Source organism: Streptomyces sp. NPDC088252 (genome assembly GCF_044740965.1).
Lineage (GTDB): Bacteria > Actinomycetota > Actinomycetes > Streptomycetales > Streptomycetaceae > Streptomyces.
Window position 1 is genome coordinate 236843 of the sequence record NZ_JBIURS010000012.1, and the last position, 24499, is coordinate 261341.

The following is a 24499-nucleotide window of genomic DNA, read 5'->3' on the forward strand; positions in this document are numbered from 1 at the left end:
TCCGCACCGTCGACCGGCTGGAGCGGAGCACCGCGCGGCCTCGCGGGACAAAGGCCGGACCGGCGCCGCTCTCGGCCGCCGAGTCCGGCGAACCCGTCGAAGTCCCCCGCCCGACCGAGAACTGGGGCAGCGCGGAGGTCTCCTACAGTAAGTGTTTGTGCTTTACGGAAGATCCGCGGAAATCAGCGCACTGGACGAGGTGATCGCGCGGGCTCGCGACGGCTTCGGCGGCGCGGTGGTGTTGCGGGGTGAGGCAGGCGCGGGCAAGACGGCCCTTCTCGACGCGGCGGCCGTGCGGGGCGGCGCGATGCGTGTGCTGCGGACCACCGGCGTCGAGGCCGAGTCCGATCTGGCGTTCGCGGCGCTGCACCAGGTGCTGTGGCCGGTGACCGGCTCGCTGGATGCGCTTCCCGTACCGCAGCGCGACGCTGTGCGCGCCGCGTTGGGGCTTGCCGTCGAGGGTGACGGCGATCGGTACTTGCTGGGCGCAGGCGTGCTGTCGTTGCTGGCCGAGGCCGCCGCTCCGGACGGTTTGCTCTGCGTGGTCGACGACTTCCAGTGGACCGACCGGGCCTCGGCCGATGCGCTGCTGTTCGCCGCCAGGCGGCTGGGGACAGAGAAGATCGCGATGCTGTTCGCCGTGCGCGGGGACGCTCCGGTCAAGGGTGTGCCCCTGACGGTGGAGGTGCGTGGCCTGTCCGGAGGCGCAGCGGCCGAGATGCTGGAGTCACGCTGGGGTGTGCCGCCCGGTGTGGTGCGGGAACTCGTCGCACTGACCGGCGCGAACCCGCTCGCCCTGGGCGAGATCGCCGCCCGCCTGACACCGGCGCAGCTCGCGGGGCGCGAACCGCTGCCCGACCCGCTTCCCGGTGGTGTCCGGCTGTTCGGCGATCGGGTGGCCGCGTTGTCCGCCTCTGCCCGGCTGCTCGCTCTGGTGGCCGCGGTGGAGGCCGACCTCGCCCTGGTTCTGCGCGCCACCGACCGGTTGTCCGCCGAGGGAACGGCACGGCCCGGGGAGAACGCGGGGGCCGGGACCGGGCGGATGGCGCCGGCCGAGCTGGAGGAGTCCGGGCTTGCGGAGTTCTCGGGCGCGCGTGTGCGCTTCCGCCATCCGCTCATCCGGTCGGCGGTGTACGAGGCGGCCACCGGCGCCGAGATCCGCCGGGCGCATGCCGTGCTGGCGGAGCTGGCCGGGGGTGACCGCCGCGCCTGGCACCTGGCCGGAGCCGCGATGGGCCGGGACGAGCAGGTCGCCGCCGAGCTGGTGGCCGCCGCGGAGCGGGCGCGTGACCGCGGCGGGTACGGCACCGCCGCTACCGCCCTGGCCAGGGCCGCCGAGCTGACGCCCGAGCCACGTGTTCGTGCCGTCCGTCTCAAGGACGCCGCCGTCGTGGCCTGGCTCGGTGGCCGCCCGGGGCAGGCGGAGTCGCTGCTGGCCGAGGCACGCGACCTGGCCGGCGCCGATGCCCGCCTCACCATGGAGATCGCCCAGCTGCGGGGCCGGTTCGAGCTGAACTCGGGCAACGCCGCCGAGGCCGTACGGATCCTTGCGGCGGGCGACAGCCTGGACATGCTGGCCGATGCTGTGGAAGCCGCCTCGTACGTCGGTGACACGGCGGCCGTCGTCGGCCTCGGGCGGAAAGCGGCAGCGCACCCCGAGGGGTTCTTGCGGGACACGGTGGCCGGGATCGGCCTGACACTGGACGGCGACGCCGCCGGGCCGGGCCTGTTGCGGCGGGCACTGGCGCGGGTCGGCGAGCTGGGGGAGGCTGCGGAGTATCTGTGGGCGGCGGCTGCGGCCGGCCAGCTGGGCGAGTCGGATCTGGCGGCCGAGATGGCCGAGCGGGCCGGACGGGTGGCCAGGGTGTCGGGGATGACCGGGCAGTTGCCGGTCGTGCTGGAGTTCGTCGCGACGGCCGAGCGCATGGCGGGTCGGCTGGACCTCAGCCAGGCCGTCTCCGAGGAGGGCCTGGAACTGGCTCGCGAGGCCGGCTACGAGAACACGGTGGCCGCGCACCTGGCCAACCTGGCGGTGCTGGCGGCGCTGCGCGGCGAGGAGGAGACGTGCGAACGGCGGGCCCGCGAGGCGCTGGCGATCGCCGTGCCGCATCGGGTGGGGTTGCGGGTGGGGGTCGCCGCATACGCGCTGGCCCTGCTCGACCTGTGCCTGGGACGCTATGTGACGGCGCATGACCGCTTCATGGCCCTCGCCGCGGCGGGACCGGGCGTCGGGCATCCCGTCGTGGTGTGGCGGACGGCGCCGGACCGCGTGGAGGCCGCCGTGGGCGCGGGCGACGAGGTGGGCGCGCGGGCGGTGCTGGAGGCGTACGAGCGGTGGTCCGCGCACGCCGCGACGCCCGAGTCGCATGCTCTGCTGGCCCGTTGCCGGGGCCTGGCCGAGTCGTCCGAGGACGCCTTCGGCGAGGCCTTGCGGCTGCACACCAACCCGTTCGAGGCGGCCAGGACGGCTCTGCTGCTGGGTGAGCGCCTGCGCCGCGCGCAGCGGCCGGGCGAGGCGCGGGCGCATCTGCGGATGGCGTGGGAGACGTTCGAGCGGGCGGGCGCAGGACCGTGGGCGAGGCGTGCGCAGGGTGAGCTGCGGGCGGCGGGCGAGAGCGGGCAGGCCCCACCCCCGGCCGTGCTCGACGCGCTGACCCCGCAGGAACTGCGTATCGCGGGCCTGGTCGCCGACGGATTGTCGAGCAAGCAGATCGCTGCCCAGCTGTTCCTGAGCCCGCGCACGGTCGAGTACCACCTGTACAAGATCTATCCGAAGCTCGGCATCGGCTCCCGTACGCAACTGGCGCGACTAGTAGTTCTACAGAAGGCACCCGTAACGGAAGCGGACATGCTCTGAGACATGAATGAAGTGAACATCTGGAGTGAAGAGTTCGGCGCCATGACGGACGCGCCGATCCTGTTGATCATGGGTTCGATGTCGCAGGGCGTCCTGTGGCCGGACGAGTTCGTCGGCCGCCTTGTCGCCGGGGGCCGCCGGGTGATCCGGTACGACCACCGTGACACCGGTATGTCGGGCACCGTCGACTTCGCGGCGCAGCCGTACACGTGGGACGACATCAAGAACGATGTGTACCGCGTGATGGACGCCCACGGCCTGGGGAGCGCGCACCTGGTCGGCCACTCGGCGGGCGGGCTGCTGGGGCAGTTCGTCGCGGTGGAGCGTCCGGAGCGGGTGCGCTCACTGACCGTCATCGGCTCCTCGCCGCTGGGCGGCTGCGAAGGTCAGGTGATCATGCGGGCTCTGATGGGGCAGCCGCAGCCCGAGGCGAGTCTGCCCGAGCCGGAGCCGGAGTTCACGGGCTTCTACCGTGCGCTCATGGCCGCCCCGGCGCCGGAGGACCGGCGCGCCCGGATCGACGGCATGATCGCCGAACAGCGCGTGCTGCACGGCACCGGGCTGCCGTTCGACGAGGATGCGGCGCGTCGGCTGCAGGAACGGATCCACGACCGGGCACGCGACCTGTCGGCGGTGGCCAACCACCGGCTGGCCGCGGTGGCCGAGCCGAACTTCGAGCCGGTGGGCGTGCTGCACCGGGTGAAGGCGCCCACGCTGGTCATCGAGGGCAGCCACGAGCCGGCCAAGCCGGGCCACGGCGCGATCATCGCCGAGCAGATCCCCGGGGCGCGGCTGATGATCGTGGCGGGCATGGGGCACACGCTGCCGCCGGAGGTGCACGAGGAACTGGCCGCCGCCGTCCTCGCGCACACGGCCGGGTGATGTCTGCCCCGGGCCGCGCCATCCGCATCGAACCGGCCCACGCGCCCTGTCGGTGCTCAAGCCCGAGAAGGACCGGCTGCGCAAGCGCGTCGCCGACCGGACATGTGCCCCCTGGACGCCGCCGCCGAGGCCGGACTCGACCGGACGGCGACGGCCCCGGAGGAACACGGGCTGAGGTACTGCGACATCACGGAGTGCTGCACGCAGGTGTGCCCCGAACACATCACGAGCACCGACGACGCGCTGATCCCGCTGAGGGAACGGGCCGTGGACCGGAGGTACGACCCGCTGGTGCGGCCGGGGAACAGGATCCGGCGACGGGAGACTCCCTGATCCCCCTCAGCCGAGCAGCTTGACGATCGCCTCGGTGCTGTCCGTCTCACCGAGGCGCGGGAAGATCTTCTCGACGGCGTTGCGGTGGGCGTCGCCGTCCATGTCGGTCACCGCGTCCGTGGCGACGGTGACGTGGTAGCCGTGCTCGTACGCGCAGCGGGCGGTGGACTCGACGCCGATGCTGGTCGCCACGCCGGTCACCACGACCTGGGTGACACCCCGGCGGCGCAGCTGGAGGTCGAGGTCGGTGCCGTAGAAGGCTCCCCACTGCTGCTTGGTGACGACGATGTCGCCCTCGCGCGGGCCGAGCTCGGGGATGATCTCGGCCCAGTCGGCGGGGAGCGTGCCGGAGTGACCGGGCGTCTCGGTGCGGCCGGGGGCGCCGCCGGTGACGCGGACCAGGACGACCGGGAGGCCCTTGGCGCGGAAGGCGTCGGCGAGGGTCGCGGAGTTCGCGACGATGTCGGCGGCGGGGTGGACGGTGGGCAGCGCGACGATGCCCTTCTGCAGGTCGACGACGACCAGGGCGGTCTTCGGGTCCAGGGTGGTGGCGGTCACGGTGGTGCTCCTGTGGTTCGGGAGTGGAAACGGTTCGGGAGTGGAAACGGTTCGGGGGAAACGGTTCGGGGGAATCGGTTCAGGCACGGGTGCGCAGGGCGCGGTCGGTGACGGTCAGGACGATCAGCAGCAGGCCGAGGACGACGGAGACCGCTGCCATGAGGTGGAGCCCGGCGTCGCTCGCCGACCGCCCGTAGGCGAGGGCGATCAGGCTGGACGCGGTGATGGCCCCGATGTACTGGGCGGTGCGCTGGAGTCCGGCGGCGGAGCCGATGCTCTCGGGCGGGGCGTACGACTGGACGGCGGCCTGGTTGCTCGTACCGATCAGCCCCTGCGGTATGCCGAAGCAGGCCCCGGCGAGCAGCAGTACGGCGAGCGGGGTCGAGCCGGAGAAGAACGCCAGCGCGCCGGCGCCGACGGTGAGCAGCACACAGGCCAGGGCGAGCGGACCGCGGATCCCCTTCGTACGGGCGCCGAGCAGCGAGCAGACCAGCGCGGCGAGCGACATCGGCAGCATCAGCAGTCCGGTGTGCCCGGAGGAGTAGCCCCGTACCTCCTCCAGCCACTGCGTGTATCCGTACATCACGCAGTAGATGAGCAGGTAGCTCACCCCGTGGCGCAGATACGTACGGGCGAGCGCTCCGTTGTCCGCGAGCATCCGCAGATCGATGAAGGGCCGGGGACTGCGCAGCTGCCACCACACCAGGCCGCCGGTCAGCGCGGCGAACGGCGCGAGCAGCCACCACAGGGGATGGGAGAGATCGAGCAGGAAGACGACCAGCACGGTGAGCGCGGTCGAGAAGAGGCCGATGCCGAGCGGGTCCAGGTCGAGCTTCGGCACGCTGCCGTCCGCGGCGCGCCCGCGCGGCGGGTCCGCCGGGATCCAGAGCAGCGCGGCCCCGAACGCGAGGAGCGCGACGGGCACGTTGACGGCGAAGATGCCGCGCCAGCCGACGACCATGACGAGCAGCCCGCCGAGAGTGGGCCCGACGGCGGCGCTGCCGAGCGCGGCGAAGGAGAGCCGCGCCAGGACCGGACGCGGGGTCGCGCGGCCGATCCGCCGGGACTCGTCGCGCAGTACGGCCATGGCGGCCGGATACGCCGCCGACGTACCGATGCCGAGCAGCAGCCGGGAGACCAGGAGCCACCCGAAGTCAGGTGCGAACGTGCCGACCAGGCCGGATGCCATCACGACGATCAGCCCGGCGAGGAAGACGCGGCGGGGGCCGAGGACATCGGCGAGCCTGCCGAGTACGGGCTGGGCGACGGCGCTGGCGAGATAGAGGACCGAGATCAGCCAGGCGGTGTCGGCGGCGCCGATGCCGAAGTGGTGCCCGATCGCCACCAGAGCCGTGGAGATCATCGTGGTGTTGAGCGGGTTGAGCAGGGAGCCGATGAGGAGCGGGGCGGTGAGGCGGGCGCTGAATCCCGGGGCGGGTGTCGGTGTGGACGTCCGCGCCGGCGCGGAGGTCGCCGTCCCTGCCGGCGCCGGCACCGTCCCGCGTATCACCGGCGCGGGCGCCTCGCGGCCGGCCGGCTCCCGGCCGGAGGGTCGGCCGGTCACTTCCCGACCAGTCGGTCGATCAGCTCGGCCGCCTCGGCGACCGTGCGGCGTTCGGCCCCGTCCAGCTCGGCGGCGATGGCCTCGGCGAGCCAGTTGTGCTTGGCGGCCCGGACCGCGGCGAGCGTGGTGCGTCCGGTCCCGGTGATCGATATCACCGACTTCCGGCCGTCGGCCGGATCGGCCGCCCGCTCGACGAGTCCCTGGCTCTCCAGCGCTCCGAGAGTCAGCCGCATGGACTGCGGACGCACGTACTCGGCGCGGGCCAGCGCGGCCGTGGTGGCCGGGCCCTCATCGTCCAGCCTGGCGAGCACCGAGCGCTGGGTCGGTGTGAGCAGGCTGTCCGACGACGTGGTGCGCAGCCGTCGCAGCAATCGGCTGACCGCAGCGGTGAGCTGCGTCGCCAATTGCTCGGCGGTCGGCTCGGCGCGAGGGTCCGCGGATCGGGCTTCGGTCGGTTCCGGCATGCCTTCACCGTAGAAGATGCACAGACAACCTTGCAAGGTTACCTGTCTGTTTTTGCATGGTCTTGCCCGTCGAGCAGCCAGCGATCTAGGGTGAATGCGCTTTCAAAAGAGGGTCGGTACATGCAGCAGCAGGTACTTCGGTACGGAAGAAGAAGCGGACGGTCGGTCGAGTGAGCGCCCCAACGGTGTACGACGTCGCCGAGCGGTCGGGCGTCTCCATTGCCACGGTCTCGCGGGTCTACCGCACCCCCGATTCGGTGCGGGCCCAGACCCGTGAGCGGGTCCTCGAAGCCGCCCGGCAGCTCGGCTACGTACCCAGCGGGAACGCCCGGGGCCTGGCCAGCCGGACCACCGGCGTGCTCGGCCTCTGCTTCCCCGACATGGCCGATCCCGACGCCGAGGCCGACGCGGAGGCCGACAGCGACGCCGACGACGCGGTGATGCTCTACTCCGACCAGATCATCCGCGGCATGGAGCGGGCGGCACGCCGGCACGGCTACGCGCTGCTGATCGCCGCCTCCCTGGAGGGCGGACCGGAGAGCGTGGCGAAGGTCGCGGGACGGGTCGACGGCTTCGCCGTGCTGGCGCGGACCGTGCCGACCGAGGACCTCGAAGTGATCTCGCGCCGGCTTCCGGTGGTGATGCTCGCCGGACCGCGCGAGATCGACCACCTCGACCACATCGTCGTCGCGAACGCCGACGGGGAGCGCGAACTGGCCCGCCATCTGATCGAGGACCACGGGCTGCGCAGTCTCGCGTTCGTCGGGGGCGAAGCCGACTCGCCGGACGCCGAGGCGCGGTTCCGGGGCTTCCAGGAGGCATGCCGCGACGCCGGACTGCCGGTGCCGGACGAGCCCGACCTGCGGGCCGAGCTGATGACGCAGGCCGAGGGCGCGCGGGCCGCGGAGGCGCTGCTCGACCGGCCCGGCGAACGGCCCCAGGGGGTGCTCTTCGCCAACGACCAGATGGCGGTGGGCGCGCTGCGCGCACTGGAGCGGCGCGGGGTGCGCGTGCCGGAGGACATCGCGGTGACCGGTTTCGACGGGATTCCGCTCAGCCGGATCGTACGGCCGCCGCTGACGACCGTGCGCCAGCCGATCCGCCAACTGGGCGAGCAGGCCGTCGAGTTGCTGGTACAGCGCCTGGGCAACAGCGGGCGCGAACCGGTGTCGCTCATGCTTCCGGTCTCGGTGATCCGCCGGGCCAGCTGCGGCTGCGGCTGACGGAGCGGCTCGCCCGGCGGCCCTCAGGCCCGCCCCAGCCGCTCCCCGAAGAACCGCCGCCGGGCCGCCCGGAGCTCCGCCACCTCCGCCGCCGTGCCCTCGTGCTCGAAGTGCCCCGCGCTCAGCACCAGCAGCTCGCGCTCACCGGCCAGCGCGTTGTGCACGGCGAACTGTCCCGGCGGCGGCACCGAGGGGTCGAAGAGCGCCGCGGCCACCAGCGTGGGTATCTCCAGCCGCGTCGCGGCCGTGGCGGCGTCGAAGTACGGCAGCACCTCGGTGACCTCGGGGTGATCCCGGCGGTACCCCCGCACCGACTCCCCGCTGCCGATGCACGGCAGGGTGAGCCGCAGCGGATGGTTGCCGAAGGTCGGCACCGTCAGCTGCGCGGCCCCGAACCGGTCGTCCCAGGGCATCGCCAGCGCGCCGAGTCCGCCGCCGAAGCTCTCCCCGAGGTATCCGAGCCCGGGGCCGCCCGCCTCCGGCGCCAGTTCCGGCACCAGTGCGCTCAGCGCCGACGCCGCGCACCACAGGTCCGCCACGCAGTCGCCGATGACATACGTGTCGCGCGACTCGATCCCGTGCAGCACATGCGCGGCGGACACGTCCGGGATGCCCGGGTGCAGACCGCGCGTCCCCATGCCCCGTACACACGGCAGGATCGCCGCGGCCCGGGGCAGCGGCAGCGGCACATCGGGGCCCGGCTCCTGCCGCCCGCCGTAGCCGTGTCCGATGACGAATCCGTACTCCGCCGGGCCCTCGACGGGCAGTGCCACCCAGCCGCCGAGCCGCACCCCGCCCACCGAGGTGAAGGTCACACCATGGATCCGCACCCCGTCGCGCTCCTCCTCCGGCGGCCCGAGTTCCGGCTCCGTGGCGACCTTGCGGGCCTCCTCGCAGCGGGCCTGCCAGAAGGAGTCGAAATCGTCCGGAGCGGCCGGAGCGGGGACGCCCAGCAGGTCCTGGAGCGTGCGCCCGTAAGCCGGGTCGAAGGGGAAGTCGTGTTCGAACGAAGCCATGGACCCGACCGTATCGGCCGCGCCCGGGGCGGTACAGGCCGTTGATCATCATGTGGACGACAGCGAAATCGGTCACATCATCCACAATTTCGCAAACAGCGCACTTACCGTGCCAAGTTGAACATTCAGATGTCCGGCACGTTGCACGAGTGTGACCTAGCACCCTCTTGCGGATTCCTGAATCTCTGTCGCAGAGTGATGTATGCGCTTACAGGCAGCGCATACATCCGGATTGCTCAAGGAGGAGCCCTCCATGTCCCGCACCGCCAGAAACGCCTCGATCGGTATCGCGGTCACGGCTGCGCTCACTCTCGGTCTCACCGCGTGCGGCAGCTCCGGTGGCGACGACGTCGCCGCGGACAAGAAGCAGACGATCACCGTCTGGGCCATGGGGGCCGAGGGCGAGAAGCTCGCGGATGTGGCCAAGGAGTACACCAGGGCCAACCCGAACGTGACCGTGAAGGTGACCCCGGTCGGCTGGGACGTCGCCCACCAGAAGCTGGTCTCCGCGGCCGCCGCCGGCACCCTGCCGGACGTGGCGCAGATGGGCGGCAGCTACATGGGCGAGTTCGCCGAGCTCGGCGTGCTGGAGCCGGTCGACACCAAGACGTTCGACGAGAAGGACTTCTTCCGGTCCGGCTGGCAGCAGGGCGAGGTGGACGGCAAGGCGTACGGCGTGCCGTGGTACGTCGACACCCGCGTCCTCTACTACCGCACCGACCTGGCCGAGAAGGCCGGCGTCAGCAAGGCTCCGACCAACTGGAAGGAGATGCAGGACCTCGCCTCGGCCTACCAGAAGAAGGCCGGAACCAAGTGGGGCCTGTCCATCCAGCCGAGCGGCCTGGACACGGTGCAGAACTTCTACTCCTTCCTCTACTCGGCCGGCGGCGAGATCGTCAACGACAAGGGCGAGGTCGTCATCGACAGCCCCGAGGCCGTCAAGGCGCTCAAGGAGTACGGCTCGTACTTCGACAAGGGGCTCTCCAACAAGTCCGTGCAGCCCGGCTACGACGTGGTGAAGGACTTCGGCAACGGCCGTGTCCCGATGTTCTTCGGCGGTCCCTGGCACGTCACCCTGCTGAACGAGGGCCAGCCGCAGATCAAGGGCAAGTGGGCGGTGGCCAACGTGCCCGCCGACAAGTCCTCCGTCTCCATGGCCGGCGGCTCCTCCCTGGTCGTCTCCAAGGACAGCAAGCACAAGGCCGCCGCCACCGAGTTCATCAAGTACCTGACGGACACCAAGGGCCAGGCCGACTGGTACGAGCGCACCAAGGACCTGCCCGCCAACACCGCCGCCTGGACCTCCGGCGACCTCGCCGACGACGCCGGCCTCCAGGTCTTCAAGAAGCAGATGGACACCGCCAAGTCCTCGCCCTCGCTGTCCAACTGGACCGAGATCACCGACAAGGTCGACCAGGCCATCGCCAAGGTGACCCAGGGCAAGGCGTCCGCCGAGGACGCGCTCAAGACGGCCCAGTCCCAAATCGAAGGCCTCGTGAAGTAGGAGTCATGCGCACCATGACCTCAAAGGCCGCGGAGTCGGCCAAGGTGCAGGCCGGGCCGGGGGGCTCCACGCCCCCGGCCACCGGGCCCGCGGGTCGCCGGGGTGGCAGGAAGCCCTCGATGGGCGTGCAGAACGTGGCCGGCTGGCTGTTCTCCACTCCTTTCCTCGTCCTCTTCCTCGTCTTCATGGCGTTCCCGATCGTCGCCACGCTGGTGATGAGCTTCACCGACTTCGGGCTGCGCAATGTCACGCACCCGCTGGACGCGAACTTCATCGGCTTCGAGAACTACGTCAATCTCTTCAGCGACGACAAGTTCCTCAAGTCGCTGTTCAACACGGCGTACTTCGTGGTGATCGGTGTCCCCCTGACCATCTTCCTCGGGCTCGTCGTCGCCGTGCTGCTGAACAACGGCATCGACCGGGCACGGACCTTCTTCCGCGTCGGCTTCTACGCACCGGTGGTCACGACCATCGTCGCGGTCGCCGTGGTCTGGCGGTTCGTGCTCGACCCGAGCGACGGGCTGATCGCGGGGCTCTTCTCCGAAGTGGGCCTCACCTCACCCGACTTCCTGGGCTCCGAGACGCTCGCCATGCCGTCGATGATCGCGATGGCCGTCTGGCGCAACCTCGGCACGGTCATGGTGCTCTTCATCGCCGGTCTGCAGGCCATCCCCACCGAGGTGCGGGAGGCCGCGCGGCTGGACGGTGCCGGTGTCTGGCAGGAGTTCAAGGGCATCACCGTGCCCCTGCTGCGGCCCACGCTGCTGTACGCCACGGTGATCACCACCATCGGTTACCTCAATGTCTTCGAGGAGCCGTTCGTGATGACCCAGGGCGGTCCCTCGGACTCCACGCTCACCGTCTCGCTGAACATGTACCGCGAGGGCTTCAACTTCTTCCACATGGGCTATGCGAGCGCCATGGCGTATGTCCTCTTCGTAGTGATCATGGGCATCACGGTGCTGCAGCTCCGACTGCTGAAGGACAACACGAAATGAGCGCCACCAGTGCACCGGGCGCCGTCTCGACGGCGCCGTCGAAGGAGCCCGGGGACACGCGGCCGGCCGGGGCGCAGTCCCGGCCGAAGAAGGCCCGCAACCCCAGGCGCCCGCTCGTCTACGTCCTGCTCTCGGTCGGTCTGCTGATCATGTCGGCGCCGTTCCTGTGGATGGCCCTCTCCGCCTTCAAGACGCAAGCGGAGCTGACGGCCAGCCCGCCCGTGTGGATCCCGACCGACTGGACCCTGGAGAACTTCCGGGACCTGCTCGACAAGCTCGACCTGCCGCTGTACTTCATGAACTCGGTGATCGTGGCGGTGCTGGTCACCGTCTCGAACCTGGTGTTCTGCTCGATGCTCGGGTACGCCCTGGCCAAGCTGAACTTCGCCGGCCGCAACAAGATCTTCGGCCTGGTCCTCGGCGCCCTGATGGTGCCCGGCAACCTGATGCTGCTGCCGCTCTTCGTGCTGATGAGCAAGCTGCATCTGATCGACTCGTACGCCGGTCTGGTGCTGCCGTTCGCCGCCGGAGCCTTCGGTGTCTTCCTGATGCGGCAGTTCATGCAGTCGATCCCGGACGAGCTGCTGGAAGCGGCCCGGATGGACGGCGCCGGTGAGTGGTACATCTTCTGGCGGATCGTGATGCCGCTGGTGAAGCCCGCGCTGGCGACGCTTTCGATCTTCACGTTCCTGGGGTCCTGGAACAACTTCGTCTGGCCGCTCATCGCGACGAACGACCCCGACAAGTACACCCTTCCGGTCGCCCTGGCCACCTTCGCCACCGACCCCAACAAGGCGGGCGGATCCAACGGCATGCTGATGGCCGGGTCCCTGCTGGTCGTCCTGCCCGTCGTGGTCCTGTTCATCGCGCTCCAGCGGCACTTCACCCAGGGCATCGCCACGGCGGGCATGAAGTAGCCCGCCCCGGGCGGCAGACCCGGGCAGCCACCCGGCCCGGCCGCCCCACCGAAACGTACGAGGCCGCGCCCCGCACTCCGCCGGCCACACCCCTTCACGCACCAGAAAGACAGTTTGCGATGACTCACACCCAGGTCCCGTTCCCCGAAGGCTTCCTGTGGGGCGCCTCCACCGCCGCCCACCAGATCGAGGGCAACAACATCAACTGCGACTGGTGGGTCAAGGAGCACGCCGAGGGCACCCACATCCAGGAGCCCAGCCTGGACGCCTCCGACAGCTACCACCGCTGGCACGAGGACATGGACGCGCTGGCCGGTCTGGGCTTCACCGACTACCGGTTCTCCATCGAGTGGGCGCGCATCGAGCCCGTCGAGGGCCGGTTCTCCCGGGCCGAGCTCGCCCACTACCGCCGGATGGTCGACGGCGCGATCGAGCGCGGCCTGCGCCCCATGATCACCCTGCACCACTTCACCGTGCCGCAGTGGTTCGAGGCGCGCGGCGGCTGGACCGCCGAGGGCGCGGTCGAGCTCTTCGCCCGCTACGTCGCGGCCTGCGCGCCGGTGATCGCCGAGGGCGTCAGCCACGTCTGCACGATCAACGAGCCGAACATGATCGCCGTGATGGCCGGCCAGGCCAAGCGGGGCGACAACAGCTTCCCGCCCGCCGGGCTCCCGACCCCCGACGACGAGACCACCGAGGCCGTCATCGCCGCGCACCACGCGGCCGTCAAGGAGGTCCGGGCGATCGACGCCGGCATCCAGGTCGGCTGGACCATCGCCAACCAGGTCTACCAGGCCCTGCCCGGTGCCGAGGAGGTCACCGCGGCCTACCGTCACCCCCGCGAGGACGTCTTCATCGAGGCCGCCCGCGGCGACGACTGGATCGGGGTGCAGTCCTACACCCGGACGAAGATCGGCCCCGAAGGCCCCATCCCGACGCCGGACGACGCCGAGCGCACCCTCACGCAGTGGGAGTACTACCCCTCCGCGGTCGGCCACGCGCTGCGCCACACCGCCGAGGTGCTCGGCAACGACGTGCCGCTGATCGTGACCGAGAACGGCATCGCCACCGACGACGACAGCCGCCGCGTCGACTACTACACCGGCGCGCTGAACGAGGTCGCGTCCGCGCTGGAGGACGGCCTCAACATCCAGGGCTACCTGGCCTGGAGCGCGCTCGACAACTACGAGTGGGGCTCCTACAAGCCGACCTTCGGCCTGATCGGCTGGGACCCGGAGACCTTCGAGCGCCTGCCCAAGCCGTCCGCCGTCTGGCTGGGCGGGATGGGCCGCACGCGCGCGCTGCCGCGCATCGCCGACTGACGTCGGCCCCCCGACCGGGAGCGACCTGACCGCTCCCGCCCGTACGGGAACCGGCGTACCTGACGGACGCCGGTTCCCGCGCAGCCGGGCCCTGTCCGGCCCGATCCGCCGGGCAGGCCCTTCGCCCGCGTGGGCGCCACACGTATCCAGCCCCGCCCACGTGCGGCACCCACGCGGGTGCCGTACGCAGCACGGCGCCCCGCGCCCTCAGTCACGACCGACGAACGAAATCCGCCCACCGCCCACAGTCGGTGGCTCTTCTTCGAGGGGTTCTGATGGACCGTCGCACGTTTCTCACCGCCGCGGGAACAGGGGCTGCCGCCCTGTCCCTCGGAGCCGTATCCGTGTCTTCCGCGGGAGCCGCGCAGTCCGGACAGTCCGCGCAGGGCCCGGACACGGCACTGCTCCGGCGCTGGTTCCGCGACACATACCGTTCGATCGAGGCGATGACGACCGACTTCGGTCTCGCCGTCGACAAGATCGACGTCAGCGGCCCCGGCGCCCCCGTGCAGTCGCGCCAGACGTCGCCCACCAACATCGGCTGCGGCCTCTGGTCGACCGTCGCCGCGGCCGGGCTCGGCGTGATCGACGACGCCACGATGCGGCGCCGGCTGGAGCACACCGTCCGGGCCGTCGAGAAGCTGGAGCGCCACCACGGCTTCTGGCTCAACTGGTACGACGCGCACGACGGTTCGGTCCTGACCGAGTGGCCCGGCACCGGCGACCCGGTGCGTCCGTTCCTCTCCTCCGTCGACAACGCCTGGCTGGTCACCGGTCTGCTCATCGCCGCCGACGCCTCCCCCGCCCTGCGTCCCCGTGTCGCCCGCATCCTGGCCACCGCCGACTGGTCCTACTACTACACGCCGTACGACCCGGCCGACCCGGTCGCCGGCCCCGGCCAGCTGCGCGGCGGGTTCTGGACCGACACCGAGGAGCCCACCGGCCACCACTACGGCGCACTCAACACCGAGCCGCGCATGGCCAGTTACCTGGGCATCGCGGACGGCTCCCTGCCCTCCGACCACTACTGGCACCTGCTGCGCACGATGCTCCCCGAGCACGAGCAGGAGCAGCACCCGCAGGGCAGTCACGTCGCCATGGACGGCGTACGCGTCTGGCAGGGGCACTACACCCACCGCGGCCGGAAGATCGTGCCCAGCTGGGGCGGGTCGATGTTCGAGGCCCTGATGGTGCCGCTGTTCGTGCCGGAGCCGGAGTGGTCGCCGCGTTCCTGGGGCCTGACGCACCAGCGCTATGTCCGCAGCCAGATCGAGCACGGCATGGAGGAGGCACGGTACGGGTACTGGGGCTTCTCCCCCGCGAACATCCCCGAGGGCGGGTACCAGGAGTACGGGGTCGACGCGATCGGCATGCAGGTCGACGGCTACGCCTCCAACACCGACCGCACGTACACCACGGACGGCGCGCCGCTGCCGCCCCCCTCGGCGTTCACCAACGGTGTGGTCACCCCGCACGCCTCCTTCCTCGCCCTGCCCTACGCCCCGGACGAGGCGATCGCCAACCTGCGGGCACTCGACCGCGACTTCGGCGCCTACCACGACGGCTACGGATTCCGGGACTCCGTCAACGTCGGCACCGGCCGGGTCAGTGACTACATGCTCGCTCTCGACCAGGGCATGATCGCGGCGGCGCTGGCCCAGGCGATCCGCCCCGGCCTGCTGCAGAAGCCGTTCCGGACCGGCGGATTCCAGTCGAGGGTGCGCCCGCTGCTCGCCAAGGAGCGGTTCTCCATCTGATCCGCGTCGCGGCGAGGGCCGCGGCGGCGTGCGCGGAGGGGATCGGTCCCAGCCCGTCCGGTACGCCCCCCGGTCGCCCCTCCGCGCCGCGGAGCCGGCGCGGAAGGGCGACCCCGCGCGGTTCCCGGTCGCGGTCCGGCCGCGCGGCCGGACCGCGACCGCGACCGTCCGTGCCGTCGCCGGTTCCGGGTCGGGGCCCGGTCGCCGGGTCGCGGGTGACCGGGAGTGGACATAGCCTCGCAAAGGTGACGCCGCTCGTGACCCGCACCTGGCTGTCCCCACCGGGCCGGGCCCTTCTCGCCGTGCTGTTGACGGTGTGCTGGCCGTTCCTCGGCGCCGCGTCGACCGCCCGCGCCGACGATCCCGTCACCCTGTCCCTGCGGGGGCGGAGCACCGACCGGGTGGGGGCGCTCGGGGACCGCGAGGACCAGGTCACGGCAGCACTCGACCGGCTGTACGACGGCCACCGCATCCCGCTCTTCGTGGTGCACGCACGCGACTTCTCCGGCCGCTCCGCGCAGAGCCGGGCCGACCGGACGACCGACAGGAGCGGCCTCGGCCGCGACGACGTCCTGCTCGCCGTCGCCACCCACGACCGGCAGTACGCCCACACCGTCGACCAGGGCTCACGCCTCACCGGCACCCGGCTCCAGGACGTGGCGAGCACGGCCGTCGAGCCCGCGCTCAGGATGCACGACCGGGCCGGTGCGGCGATCGGCGCCGCGAACGGGTGCTTTGCCGTATTGGCCGACAGGGCCGTGCCCGCCCCGACGTTCACGCCCGGTGCCCCCGACCCGGGAACCGGGAATCCGAGCGGGACGAGTGCCGTGGACCTGATCCTGCCGGTGGCCGTCGTCGTCGGCGCGGCGGTGGTCGCCGGTTACGCGTACACCCGGCGCAGGAGGCGCGCCACGACCCGCACCACGCCGGGTGCGACCGGCCGGGGCCCGGGGCCCGCCGGACCGGACGGCCCGGCGGGCCGGCCGACCCCGTTGCCGGAGCTGGACGGCCGGGCGCAGCGGACCCTGGTGGACACCGACGACGCGGTCCGCACCAGCGAGGAGGAACTCGGCCACGCCACCGCGCAGTTCGGCGAGGAGGCCACGGCCCCCTTCACCGCGGCCGTCGACTGCGCCAAGGGCGAGCTGGCGACCGCGTTCCGGTTGCGCCAGCAGCTGGACGACGCCTTTCCCGAGGACGACGCGACGCGGCGCCGGATGCTGGACGAGATCATCGGCCGCTGCACGGACGCCAACTCCCGCCTCGACGCCGTGTCCGAGGACTTCGACCGTCTGCGCGCGTGGGAACGCAACGCCCCGCAGGCCCTGGTCACGGCCGAGACCGCATTCCGCGCGCTCGCCGCTCGCGTCCCCACCGCCGAGGCCGCTCTGACCGCGATGCGCGGCCGGTACGCGGACTCGGCCTCCGCGCCGGTCGGCGGCGCCGTCGAACAGGCCAAGGACCGGCTCGTCTTCGCCACGTCCCACCTCAATCGCGCCCGGCAGTCCGTGCACACGGGGAACAACGCCGCGGCGGCGGTGCACGTACGGGCCGCCGAGGGCGCCGTCGACCAGGCGACCGTCCTCGTCGACTCCGTGGACCGGCGCAGCCGGGTACTCGCCGAGGCGGCGGACCGGCTGTCCACCGCGCTCTCCGCGACACAGACCGACCTGGCCGATGCGGGCGGGCTCCTCGAAGGCACCGCCGAGGGCGTCTCGACGGCGGACCTACGGGGCCGGATCGCGCGTGCGACATCGGTGCTCGACGACGTACAAGAGGCGATGGCGGCCGGTCCGTACGACCCCGTCGACGCGCTGCGCAGGGTGGAGGAGGCGGACACGGCGCTCGACAAGGCGCTGGCCGGTCACCACGAACGGGAGCGGGGCGACCGGCGGGCGCGCTCCCTTCTCGACCAGGCCACGCTCACCGCGCGTTCGACGACCGCCGCCGCCGCCGACTACGTCACCACCCACCGCGGAGCCGTGGGCAGCCGGGCCCGGACCCGGCTCGCGGAGGCCCAGCGGCGGCTCGACCGGTCCCGTGAACTGGCCGGAACCGACGATCCCCGGGGCGCACTGGCCCAGGCGCAGCAGGCCGACTCCCTGGCCGGGCAGGCCCGGAGCCTGGCCGAACAGGATGTGCGCGGGTACGGGGGCCGGGGCGGTGCGGGCGGTGTGCCGGGCGCGGGCGGCGCGATCGATGGCGCGGTGCTCGGAGGCATCGTCCTCGGCGGGCTCCCGGGCGGCGGGGGCGGCGGTCCGGGCAGTTTCGGCGGCGAGGGCACTCGCGGCCGACGCCGTGGCGGTGGCCTTTGAGGTGGCTGTCCGGGCATTTGATCCTTGGTGTGGCCTGGCCGGCTTGCCCCGGGCCAGGCCGGGTGGTCACTCGGTTGCCCGTTCGCGCGCGTCAGCGGAACAACGGCATGCGGGCGCGGTGAGGTGGTGCGGGCGGCGGGGGCAGTGGCCGCCGGTGTGACGTCTTCCGGTCCAGGTCGAGATGGGGAGCATTTATGCACGGCGTGCTCAAATCTGTTGCAGTGGCAGCCAGTGCGGTCTACGCGCTACAGGGTCCGGCGGTGGCTCCGGCCGGCTCCGCCGCTGTGTCTCGTCCCGCGCGGGCTGCCACGGACGCGCGCGGCGGGGGAGACGGCACCCCGATCACACGCCTGCACACGCCCCCCACCGGCACGTCGCTCGCATCCCCCGCCCGCAACACCCTCTACGCCTGCCAAGGCGGAACCCTCACCCGGCCCGATCGCCCGTGGATCGACGCGCACGGCGTGATCGACGTGCTCAAGCGCCCTTTCGTGTCGGGGACCATGCACTGGCGCCGCACACTGCGGGTGACGACGACCGCGACCAAGAGGCGCTTCAAGGGCAACGGGCTCCCGGATCATTCCACCGGGCGCTTCCCCGTCCGGAAGGGCACCCCCGCCCACAAGTACTACGCGGAGATTCCCGCGCACGGGTACCCCAATGCCGCCGCGATCCCCGTCAAGCCGTGGAACCTCGACGTCACCGTGCCGCGCAATCCGACCGCCGCGGCGAAGCCCACGTGCATCGGCCAGCTGACGACCGGGATGGCTCTGGCCGGCGGCACCTTCCACCTGGAGGTGGCCACCGACGCCGAGGACCGCCCGGTCGACCCCAACGCAGCCCTGCCTCTCGACCGCTGCCGGGGCCATCCGTACCAGACGCAGTACCACTACCACTGCCCCTCGCAGACCTGCTTCGGCAAGGCGTCAAGGGGGCCCGCGAACGCCCGTACCCGGCACTCACCGCTCGTGGGATACGCGATCGACGGCTTCGGGATCCACGGGCCGCGCGGCAAGGACGGAAAGGTCGTCAGGAACAGGGATCTGGACGTCTGTCACGGTCACACACACGCGATCTCGTGGGGCGGCAAGAAGGTCGTCATGTACCACTACCCCCTCAACGGAGAGTATCCGTACTCCATCGGATGCTTCCGGGGGAAGCCGGTGACGGTCCCCGGGTCCGGGCACGGCTGGTGCCACCAGTGGAAAACGACTCCGGCCGCGGCCGGGACCGGCGTGGGAGGCCCCGGCGGGCGGAGGGGTTACTGACCAGCGGGCAGATGGAGGGGATACTGACCAGCGGGCCGCCGCCCGCCTCCTGACCCCTTCCTCAGAACATGCTCAGCAGCTGCTCCACCGTGGGCTCGGCGGCCGGATCCCCGTCGGGCAGCGCCAGCTCGAACCAGACGGTCTTGCCGCGCGGTGTCCGCCTCGACCCCCAGCCCACGCTCAGCAGCCCGACCAACTGCAGCCCGCGCCCGCCCTCGTCGGTGTCGCGGGCCCGCCGCCGCCGCGGCTGGACGAGCCCCGCGTCCCAGACCTCGCACACGAGCGTACGGTCGCGCAGCAGCCTCAGCCTGATCTCGCCCTCCCCGTACCGCAGGGCGTTGGTGACCAGTTCGCTGACCAGCAGTTCGGTGGTGTCCACCAGCTCACCGAGGTCCCAGGCGAGCAGCTGGCCACGGGCCAGTTCGCGGGCGCGGCCGACGGAGCGGGGTTCACGGGGCAGCCGCCAGTCGCCCACCGCGTCGGCCGGGAGCCCCTGGATCCGGGCCATGAGCAGGGCGATGTCGTCCTCGCCGTGCCGGGTGTCGAGGGTGGTCAGTACGCGGTCGCAGACGTCTTCGAGCGGCCGTTCCGGTTCGACGAGCGCCCGGCGCAGGGCGGCCAGCCCCTCGTCGAGCGGATGGTCGCGGGACTCGACGAGGCCGTCCGTGTAGAGGGCCAGCAGGGAGCCCTCCTTCAGTTCGACCTCGACCTCCTCGAAGGGTTCGCCCCCCACACCGAGCGGCATCCCGGGCGGGACGTCGAGCAGCAGGGCGGGTTCGCCCGGTTCGACCACGGCGGGGGGGAGATGACCGGCGTTGGCGAAGGTGCACCGCCGGGTGACCGGGTCGTAGACCGCGTACACACAGGTCGCCAGGTACACCTCGGAGAGGTCCACCTCGCGGGACTTGTGGGCGGCCCGCGAGGGCCACTGGGTGCCGCCGGAACCGCCGGAGGATGTGCCGCCTGGAGTGCCGAGCCCTCGGGCGACCTCGTCGAGCGCGGAGAGCACCTCGGCGGGTTCCAGGTCCAGCAGGGCCAAGGTCCTCACCGCCGTGCGCAGTTCGCCCATGGCCACGGCGGCCCGCAGCCCGCGCCCCATGACGTCGCCGACGACGAGGGCGGTGCGGTGGCCGGGGAGCTCGATCACGTCGAACCAGTCACCGCCCACCTCGGTGGCGGTGTTGCCGGGGAGGTAGCGGCAGGCGATGTCGAGGCCCGCGGCCACGGGGTCGCCGGGGGGCAGGAGGCTGCGCTGGAGGATCAGCGCACGCTCGTGTTCGCGCCGGTAGAGGCGGGCGTTGTCGATGCAGACCGCGGCGCGGGCGGCCAGCTCCGTGGCCAGCGCCCGGTCCCGCTCACCGAAGGGTTCGCTGCCCTTGGTGCGGGAGAACTGGACGAGACCGACCACCGTGTCGTGGGCGACCATCGGCACGGCGAGCGTGGACTGCACGAAGCCACGGTCGTCGCCGGGCACGTCCTCGACCTGCCCGGTGCGCAGGGCGATGGCGCAGGGCGAGTTGTACGGGAAGCGGTGTACGGCGCCGAGCACGGGCGGCTCGCCGCCCGTGTCGGGTGCGCCGGTGCCCGCGGCGGCGGGCAGGGCGTCCGACACGGCGCTGGCGAGAGCCACGCGGCGCAGTTCGGCGGAGCCTCCGACGGACTCCTGGCGGAGCGAGTCCCAGCTGCCGGGAGGCGCGTCGTCGCCGGTGAGCAGCCCCTGGTAGAGGTCGACCGAGGCGAGGTCGCAGAAGCCGGGCACGGCGACATCGAGGAGTTCGCGGGCGGTGGTCTCCAGGTCGAGGGAGTTGCCGATACGGGCACTGGCCTCGTTGAGCAGGGCGAGATTGCGGCGGGCACTGGCGGCCTCGCGGGCGGCGATGTGCCGTCGGGTCACATCGGTGGCCAGCCCGGCGATGCCGATGGGGCGGCCCGACCCGCTGTGCACCCGGTAGAGGTTCATGGACCAGTGGCGGCTGACCGGGTCGCCGGGCGCGGTGCCGATGAGCTGGAGGTCGGTGACGGACGCGCCGGTCTCCAGCACGCGCTCCAGGGTGGCGGTGAGCCGGTCCGCCTCGGGACGGGCGAGGTAGTCCTCGACCGTACGGCCGCGATGGTCGGCGGCCTGCCCCCCGAAGACGGTGGCGAAGCGCTGGTTGGCGCGCACCACGGTGAGGTCGGTGCCGAACAGCACGAAACCAAAAGGAGATTGGCCGAATATGGCCTGTGACGCGGCGAGATCCGTCTCGATGCGGCGCAGCGCGCGGACGTCCACGACGATACAGATCGCGGCGCGTTCCCCGGTCTCCGTCCCGCTCGGCATCACATAGATCTCGGCGAGCCCGTGCACGGTGTCCTCGCCCGGCATCCGGAACGGGACGAGGCCCGTCCACTCCTTGCCGTCGAGGATCTCGCCGACCCGGCGGCGGCCGTCCACGCGCAGTTCGGCAGGCATGAACACCTCGACCGGATCCAGGCCCACCGCTTCGTCCGCGGCAATGCCGAAGAGGCCGGCGGCCCGCCGGCTCCACTGCTCGATCAGGCCATCGGGGCCGATCGAGAAGGAGGCGACCCTGATGTAGTCATAGATCGAGCCAGGCGGGCTGCTCTGCCACACGATATCGCCCGCTGTCCCAGGTATTTCGCTCACGCGACCGTCCCCTCCAGCTCACACACCGGACCGGTCCTGCCCGCAGTATTCAGCACTACGGCCCCTACCGACACGGCGTTCACGATCACAGCACGGTCTCAGTCCCTTTCAGCCAGGTTCTGCCCGACCTCTGGTGATCGCTGTGCGTCCCACCCCACTCCTAACCAGGCAGGGCCAGCTCGAACCACACGGTCTTGCCGGTCTTTCCGCGTCTGGTCCCCCAGCGGCGCGCGGAACAGGCCACCAGCTGCAGCCCTCTGCCGCCCTCGTCGTCCGGTCCCGGCATGCGTTCGGTGGGCGGATCCGGAAGCGGATCAGAGACTTCCACGAGCAGTCCGGGGCGGGTGGCGGGGCCGTCACCGTTGGGGTGCGGGCGCTGCAGCCGCACCCCGATGGGACCCGATGTGTACTGCATGGAATTGGTGACCAACTCGCTGACCAGCAGGACTGTCATATCCCCCAGGGAGGCGTCGAGCCCCCAGCCGCGCAGCGCCTCATGGACGGCGTGCCGCGCGGAGCGCACTGCGCCCGGCTCGGCCGGAAAGGTCCACTCGGCGCAGTCGCCTTCGGTGTCGATCACGCCGATCACTTCCCAAGACCAGCAACGGGGAACGTCCTGTTTACGGGGGTTAATCAGCACATACCCGATATTTGGTGCGAACTATCGCGGCGACCGACACGTGGGGCGTACGGGTGTACGGCCGCGCGCACGAAGAGATACACACGGGGAGAGGGGCGCACGAAGCGACCGACACGCGCCGCCGGAATACACGTCAGCAGCACCGGGTCGGCGGGCACACCGACGCCCGGACCGGCTCATTCCAGCTCCCCCGACGCCTTCAGGTCATCGAAGAGCAGCTGATCGACCGGCGGAACCAGCGGGCGGTCCGCGTACGAGAACCAGGCCATCTCCTCGATCTCGCTGCTCACCGCCAACGCCCCCTCGTAGTCCGCGGTGTAGCAACTCATACGGACCACGCCACCGCCCGGCAGATCGGGCACCTCGGCCTCATAGGTACCCACATGCACCGCGGTGCGCGGCTCGAGGAGCACTGTGAGCTCCTCCTTGATCTCACGGACCAGGGTCTCCAGATCGCTCTCCGCACCCTCCCGCTTCCCCCCGGGGATGTAGAAGACGCCCTTTCCCCTCGGCCGCGCGCAGAGAATCCTGCCACCCTCCACACGCACCCACGCCACCGTGTCGATCAGGACCGACATCACTCCACCTCCACCGTCCGGAACCCACGTCAGGCAGGACCTTAGCCATTGCGCCCCGCGGCGCCGGTGGCGCGAGCGATGCGCGGCATGCCCTGCCGGAAGAGATCCGGCTCTCCCCCGGCCCGCACCGGCTCACCCTCGCGACGGAAGAGACCCGCCGGGATGCCGAGGAAGGCCCGCCGACGGCGGAGGGCGGCGGTCCGCCCGGCACGGCCGGGGAGGTGGCACCCTCGCACGGATCACCACGTGCGGCACAGCGGCCCAACTCGCCCTTGCGTGTGGCCTGTCGGGGTCGGGACTGCCCGGCATCCGCGCCGGAGCACCACGCCCCTGCCCACTCCCCCCGCGAACGTTCTACGGCCGGGCCCGCGCCCCGACGCGCTCCACCCAGTAGAGCTGCTTGTGGCCATGGGTGTCGAGCTTGTCGGCGACCTTCTGGGCCTCGCCCTGCGTGGCATACCTGCCGACGCGGTAGCGGTTGCCGTTGTCGTCCTGCCGTATCACCAGCCACGGGAGATCGGCACCGTTGTCGGTCATTGCGCCCCTCCCGAGCATTGCGCCCCTCCCTCGAACGGCATGTACGTTTCTAAGGATCCCCAGGAAACCGCAGTACGCATATGCCGGACCCTACGCCTGACCTTCACTCAACGAATACGTAATTACACAAAGAGATACCGATCCGGCCATAAAAAAGGGGGCGCATCCAGCTGGATGCGCCCCCCGGGGCAAGCAGCCGTTCACCGATCCGGCCGACGGGCACGAACGGCGATCAGGACCAGGACATGACAAACCCTGACGGTCGACGATCGACTGCCGCTCAAGGCACCCGACGAGGCGTCGGTCCGTCGCACTCGAAGCCGGGCTGCGCGCCTCGCACGCCGGTCACCTGACCGGAAGGTGGTAGGCGATCCGGAAGCGATCGGCGGGCACCACCACGTCCGCAGTCTCGACCGGGCGACCCGACGCGTAATACGTACGCTCGATCACCATCACCACATGGCCCGGAACACCGCCGAGCGCCAGGAGCTCCTCCGCCAGCCCCGGACGCGCGCCGACCTGCTCGGCCACGTTGTCCACGACGACATCGATCGCGGCCATCCGCTCGACCACCCCGCATCCGCCCAACGGGCCCTCCTCCGGCAGCATCACCGGCGTACGCCCCGTGACGGCCAGGGGTTCCCAGGAGGTGGAGAGCATCATCGGCTCCCCGGCCTCCCGGAAGGTGTATCGCGTACGCATCACCCGGTCGCCCGGTTCGATGCCCAGGCGCTCGGCGATCTCGGCGCTCGCACCCTCCTGCTCACTGCGGGACTCCCACGTCCCGCGGACCCCTTCCGCCGTCTGCTCCTGACGGAACGGGCTGGCCCCGACGCCCGGCCGGTAGCCGGAACGGGCGATCCGACGCGGGACGGGGCGCTCGCGCACATACGTGCCGGAACCGGAGCGCCCCTCGACCAGCCCCTCGGCCATCAGCACCTTGCGCGCCTCCAGCGCGACGGTGTCCGAGACCCCGTACTCCTCGCGGATACGGGCCTGCGAAGGCAGGCGCGCATGCGGCGGCAGCGAACCATTGGCGATCTTCTCTCTCAGATCGCTCGCAACGCGCAGATAGGCGGGCTGCTCACCGAAAGTCACAGGCCACTCCCAACAGATTGA

The 24499-nt window shown here is 71.5% G+C and carries 19 protein-coding genes and 1 pseudogene; 11 read left to right on the top strand and 9 right to left on the bottom strand.

Translation table 11 applies throughout. From position 1 onward, the window contains the following. The first annotated feature begins 157 nt into the window (after positions 1–157). From ACIOHC_RS25230 to ACIOHC_RS25240, 3 genes and pseudogenes are all read left to right on the top strand, one after another. A complete protein-coding gene (locus ACIOHC_RS25230) occupies positions 158–2857 on the top strand; it encodes a LuxR C-terminal-related transcriptional regulator (protein ID WP_401844094.1) in 2700 nt (899 codons plus the stop codon). Between the two features lie 3 nt (positions 2858–2860). Beyond that, positions 2861–3739 (top strand): alpha/beta hydrolase, encoded by an 879-nt coding sequence (locus ACIOHC_RS25235; protein ID WP_401844096.1) that lies wholly within the window; start codon positions 2861–2863, stop codon positions 3737–3739. Between the two features lie 99 nt (positions 3740–3838). Next, a pseudogene (locus ACIOHC_RS25240) lies at positions 3839–4072 on the top strand (succinate dehydrogenase/fumarate reductase iron-sulfur subunit); the annotation flags it as partial. 6 nt (positions 4073–4078) lie between these two features. Here ACIOHC_RS25240 and ACIOHC_RS25245 read toward each other — a convergent pair. From ACIOHC_RS25245 to ACIOHC_RS25255, 3 genes are all read right to left on the bottom strand, one after another. Next, positions 4079–4630, bottom strand: a complete 552-nt coding sequence (locus ACIOHC_RS25245) for an isochorismatase family protein (protein WP_351079365.1) — start codon at positions 4628–4630, stop codon at positions 4079–4081. Between the two features lie 79 nt (positions 4631–4709). Then, positions 4710–6125, bottom strand: a complete 1416-nt coding sequence (locus ACIOHC_RS25250; protein ID WP_401844098.1) for an MFS transporter — start codon at positions 6123–6125, stop codon at positions 4710–4712. Positions 6126–6190: 65 nt separating this feature from the next. Beyond that, positions 6191–6658, bottom strand: coding sequence for a MarR family transcriptional regulator (locus ACIOHC_RS25255; protein ID WP_351079370.1), 468 nt, complete (start codon positions 6656–6658; stop codon positions 6191–6193). 170 nt (positions 6659–6828) lie between these two features. Here ACIOHC_RS25255 and ACIOHC_RS25260 point away from each other — a divergent pair, with 170 nt between their 5' ends. Then, on the top strand, positions 6829–7881 hold the full coding sequence (locus ACIOHC_RS25260; RefSeq protein ID WP_351079372.1) for a LacI family DNA-binding transcriptional regulator: 1053 nt from the start codon (positions 6829–6831) through the stop codon (positions 7879–7881). Between the two features lie 23 nt (positions 7882–7904). On the opposite strand, the gene ACIOHC_RS25265 is transcribed toward ACIOHC_RS25260, so the two are convergent. Beyond that, on the bottom strand, positions 7905–8897 hold the full coding sequence (locus ACIOHC_RS25265) for an acetylxylan esterase (protein ID WP_401844101.1): 993 nt from the start codon (positions 8895–8897) through the stop codon (positions 7905–7907). A 253-nt stretch (positions 8898–9150) separates the two neighbouring features. Between ACIOHC_RS25265 and ACIOHC_RS25270 the strand changes: the two genes are divergently transcribed. From ACIOHC_RS25270 to ACIOHC_RS25300, 7 genes are all read left to right on the top strand, one after another. Continuing rightward, positions 9151–10401, top strand: a complete 1251-nt coding sequence (locus ACIOHC_RS25270) for a sugar ABC transporter substrate-binding protein (protein WP_351079378.1) — start codon at positions 9151–9153, stop codon at positions 10399–10401. Between the two features lie 5 nt (positions 10402–10406). Further along, the gene (locus tag ACIOHC_RS25275; protein ID WP_351079381.1) at positions 10407–11399 is read left to right on the top strand and encodes a sugar ABC transporter permease; all 993 of its coding nucleotides are present in this window, start codon (positions 10407–10409) and stop codon (positions 11397–11399) included. Continuing rightward, the gene (locus tag ACIOHC_RS25280; RefSeq protein WP_351079383.1) at positions 11396–12316 is read left to right on the top strand and encodes a carbohydrate ABC transporter permease; all 921 of its coding nucleotides are present in this window, start codon (positions 11396–11398) and stop codon (positions 12314–12316) included. The genes ACIOHC_RS25275 and ACIOHC_RS25280 overlap by 4 nt, the downstream gene beginning before the upstream one ends. A 119-nt stretch (positions 12317–12435) precedes the next feature. Then, positions 12436–13638 carry a family 1 glycosylhydrolase gene (locus ACIOHC_RS25285; RefSeq protein WP_365691333.1) on the top strand — a complete coding sequence of 401 codons (1203 nt, stop codon included), beginning with the start codon at positions 12436–12438 and terminating at the stop codon, positions 13636–13638. Between the two features lie 275 nt (positions 13639–13913). Continuing rightward, positions 13914–15395: a glucoamylase family protein gene (locus ACIOHC_RS25290; protein WP_401844103.1), complete on the top strand. Its 1482-nt coding sequence runs from the start codon at positions 13914–13916 to the stop codon at positions 15393–15395. 257 nt (positions 15396–15652) lie between these two features. Further along, positions 15653–17710, top strand: a complete 2058-nt coding sequence (locus tag ACIOHC_RS25295) for a TPM domain-containing protein (protein WP_401844120.1) — start codon at positions 15653–15655, stop codon at positions 17708–17710. A gap of 221 nt (positions 17711–17931) precedes the next feature. Further along, positions 17932–18978, top strand: coding sequence for a YHYH protein (locus tag ACIOHC_RS25300; RefSeq protein WP_389636417.1), 1047 nt, complete (start codon positions 17932–17934; stop codon positions 18976–18978). 61 nt (positions 18979–19039) lie between these two features. Here ACIOHC_RS25300 and ACIOHC_RS25305 read toward each other — a convergent pair whose 3' ends face one another. From ACIOHC_RS25305 to ACIOHC_RS25325, 5 genes are all read right to left on the bottom strand, one after another. Next, the gene (locus ACIOHC_RS25305; RefSeq protein WP_351079523.1) at positions 19040–21592 is read right to left on the bottom strand and encodes a SpoIIE family protein phosphatase; all 2553 of its coding nucleotides are present in this window, start codon (positions 21590–21592) and stop codon (positions 19040–19042) included. Positions 21593–21785: 193 nt separating this feature from the next. Continuing rightward, complete coding sequence (locus ACIOHC_RS25310; protein ID WP_351079393.1) at positions 21786–22214, bottom strand: ATP-binding protein; 429 nt, start codon at positions 22212–22214, stop codon at positions 21786–21788. Positions 22215–22441: 227 nt separating this feature from the next. Continuing rightward, positions 22442–22843, bottom strand: a complete 402-nt coding sequence (locus ACIOHC_RS25315; RefSeq protein WP_351079396.1) for an NUDIX domain-containing protein — start codon at positions 22841–22843, stop codon at positions 22442–22444. A 354-nt stretch (positions 22844–23197) separates the two neighbouring features. After that, entirely contained in the window at positions 23198–23380 is a 183-nt protein-coding gene (locus ACIOHC_RS25320) for an SPOR domain-containing protein (protein ID WP_351079398.1), read from the bottom strand. Positions 23381–23725: 345 nt separating this feature from the next. Continuing rightward, complete coding sequence (locus tag ACIOHC_RS25325; RefSeq protein ID WP_351079401.1) at positions 23726–24478, bottom strand: GntR family transcriptional regulator; 753 nt, start codon at positions 24476–24478, stop codon at positions 23726–23728. Between the last annotated feature and the right edge of the window lie 21 nt (positions 24479–24499).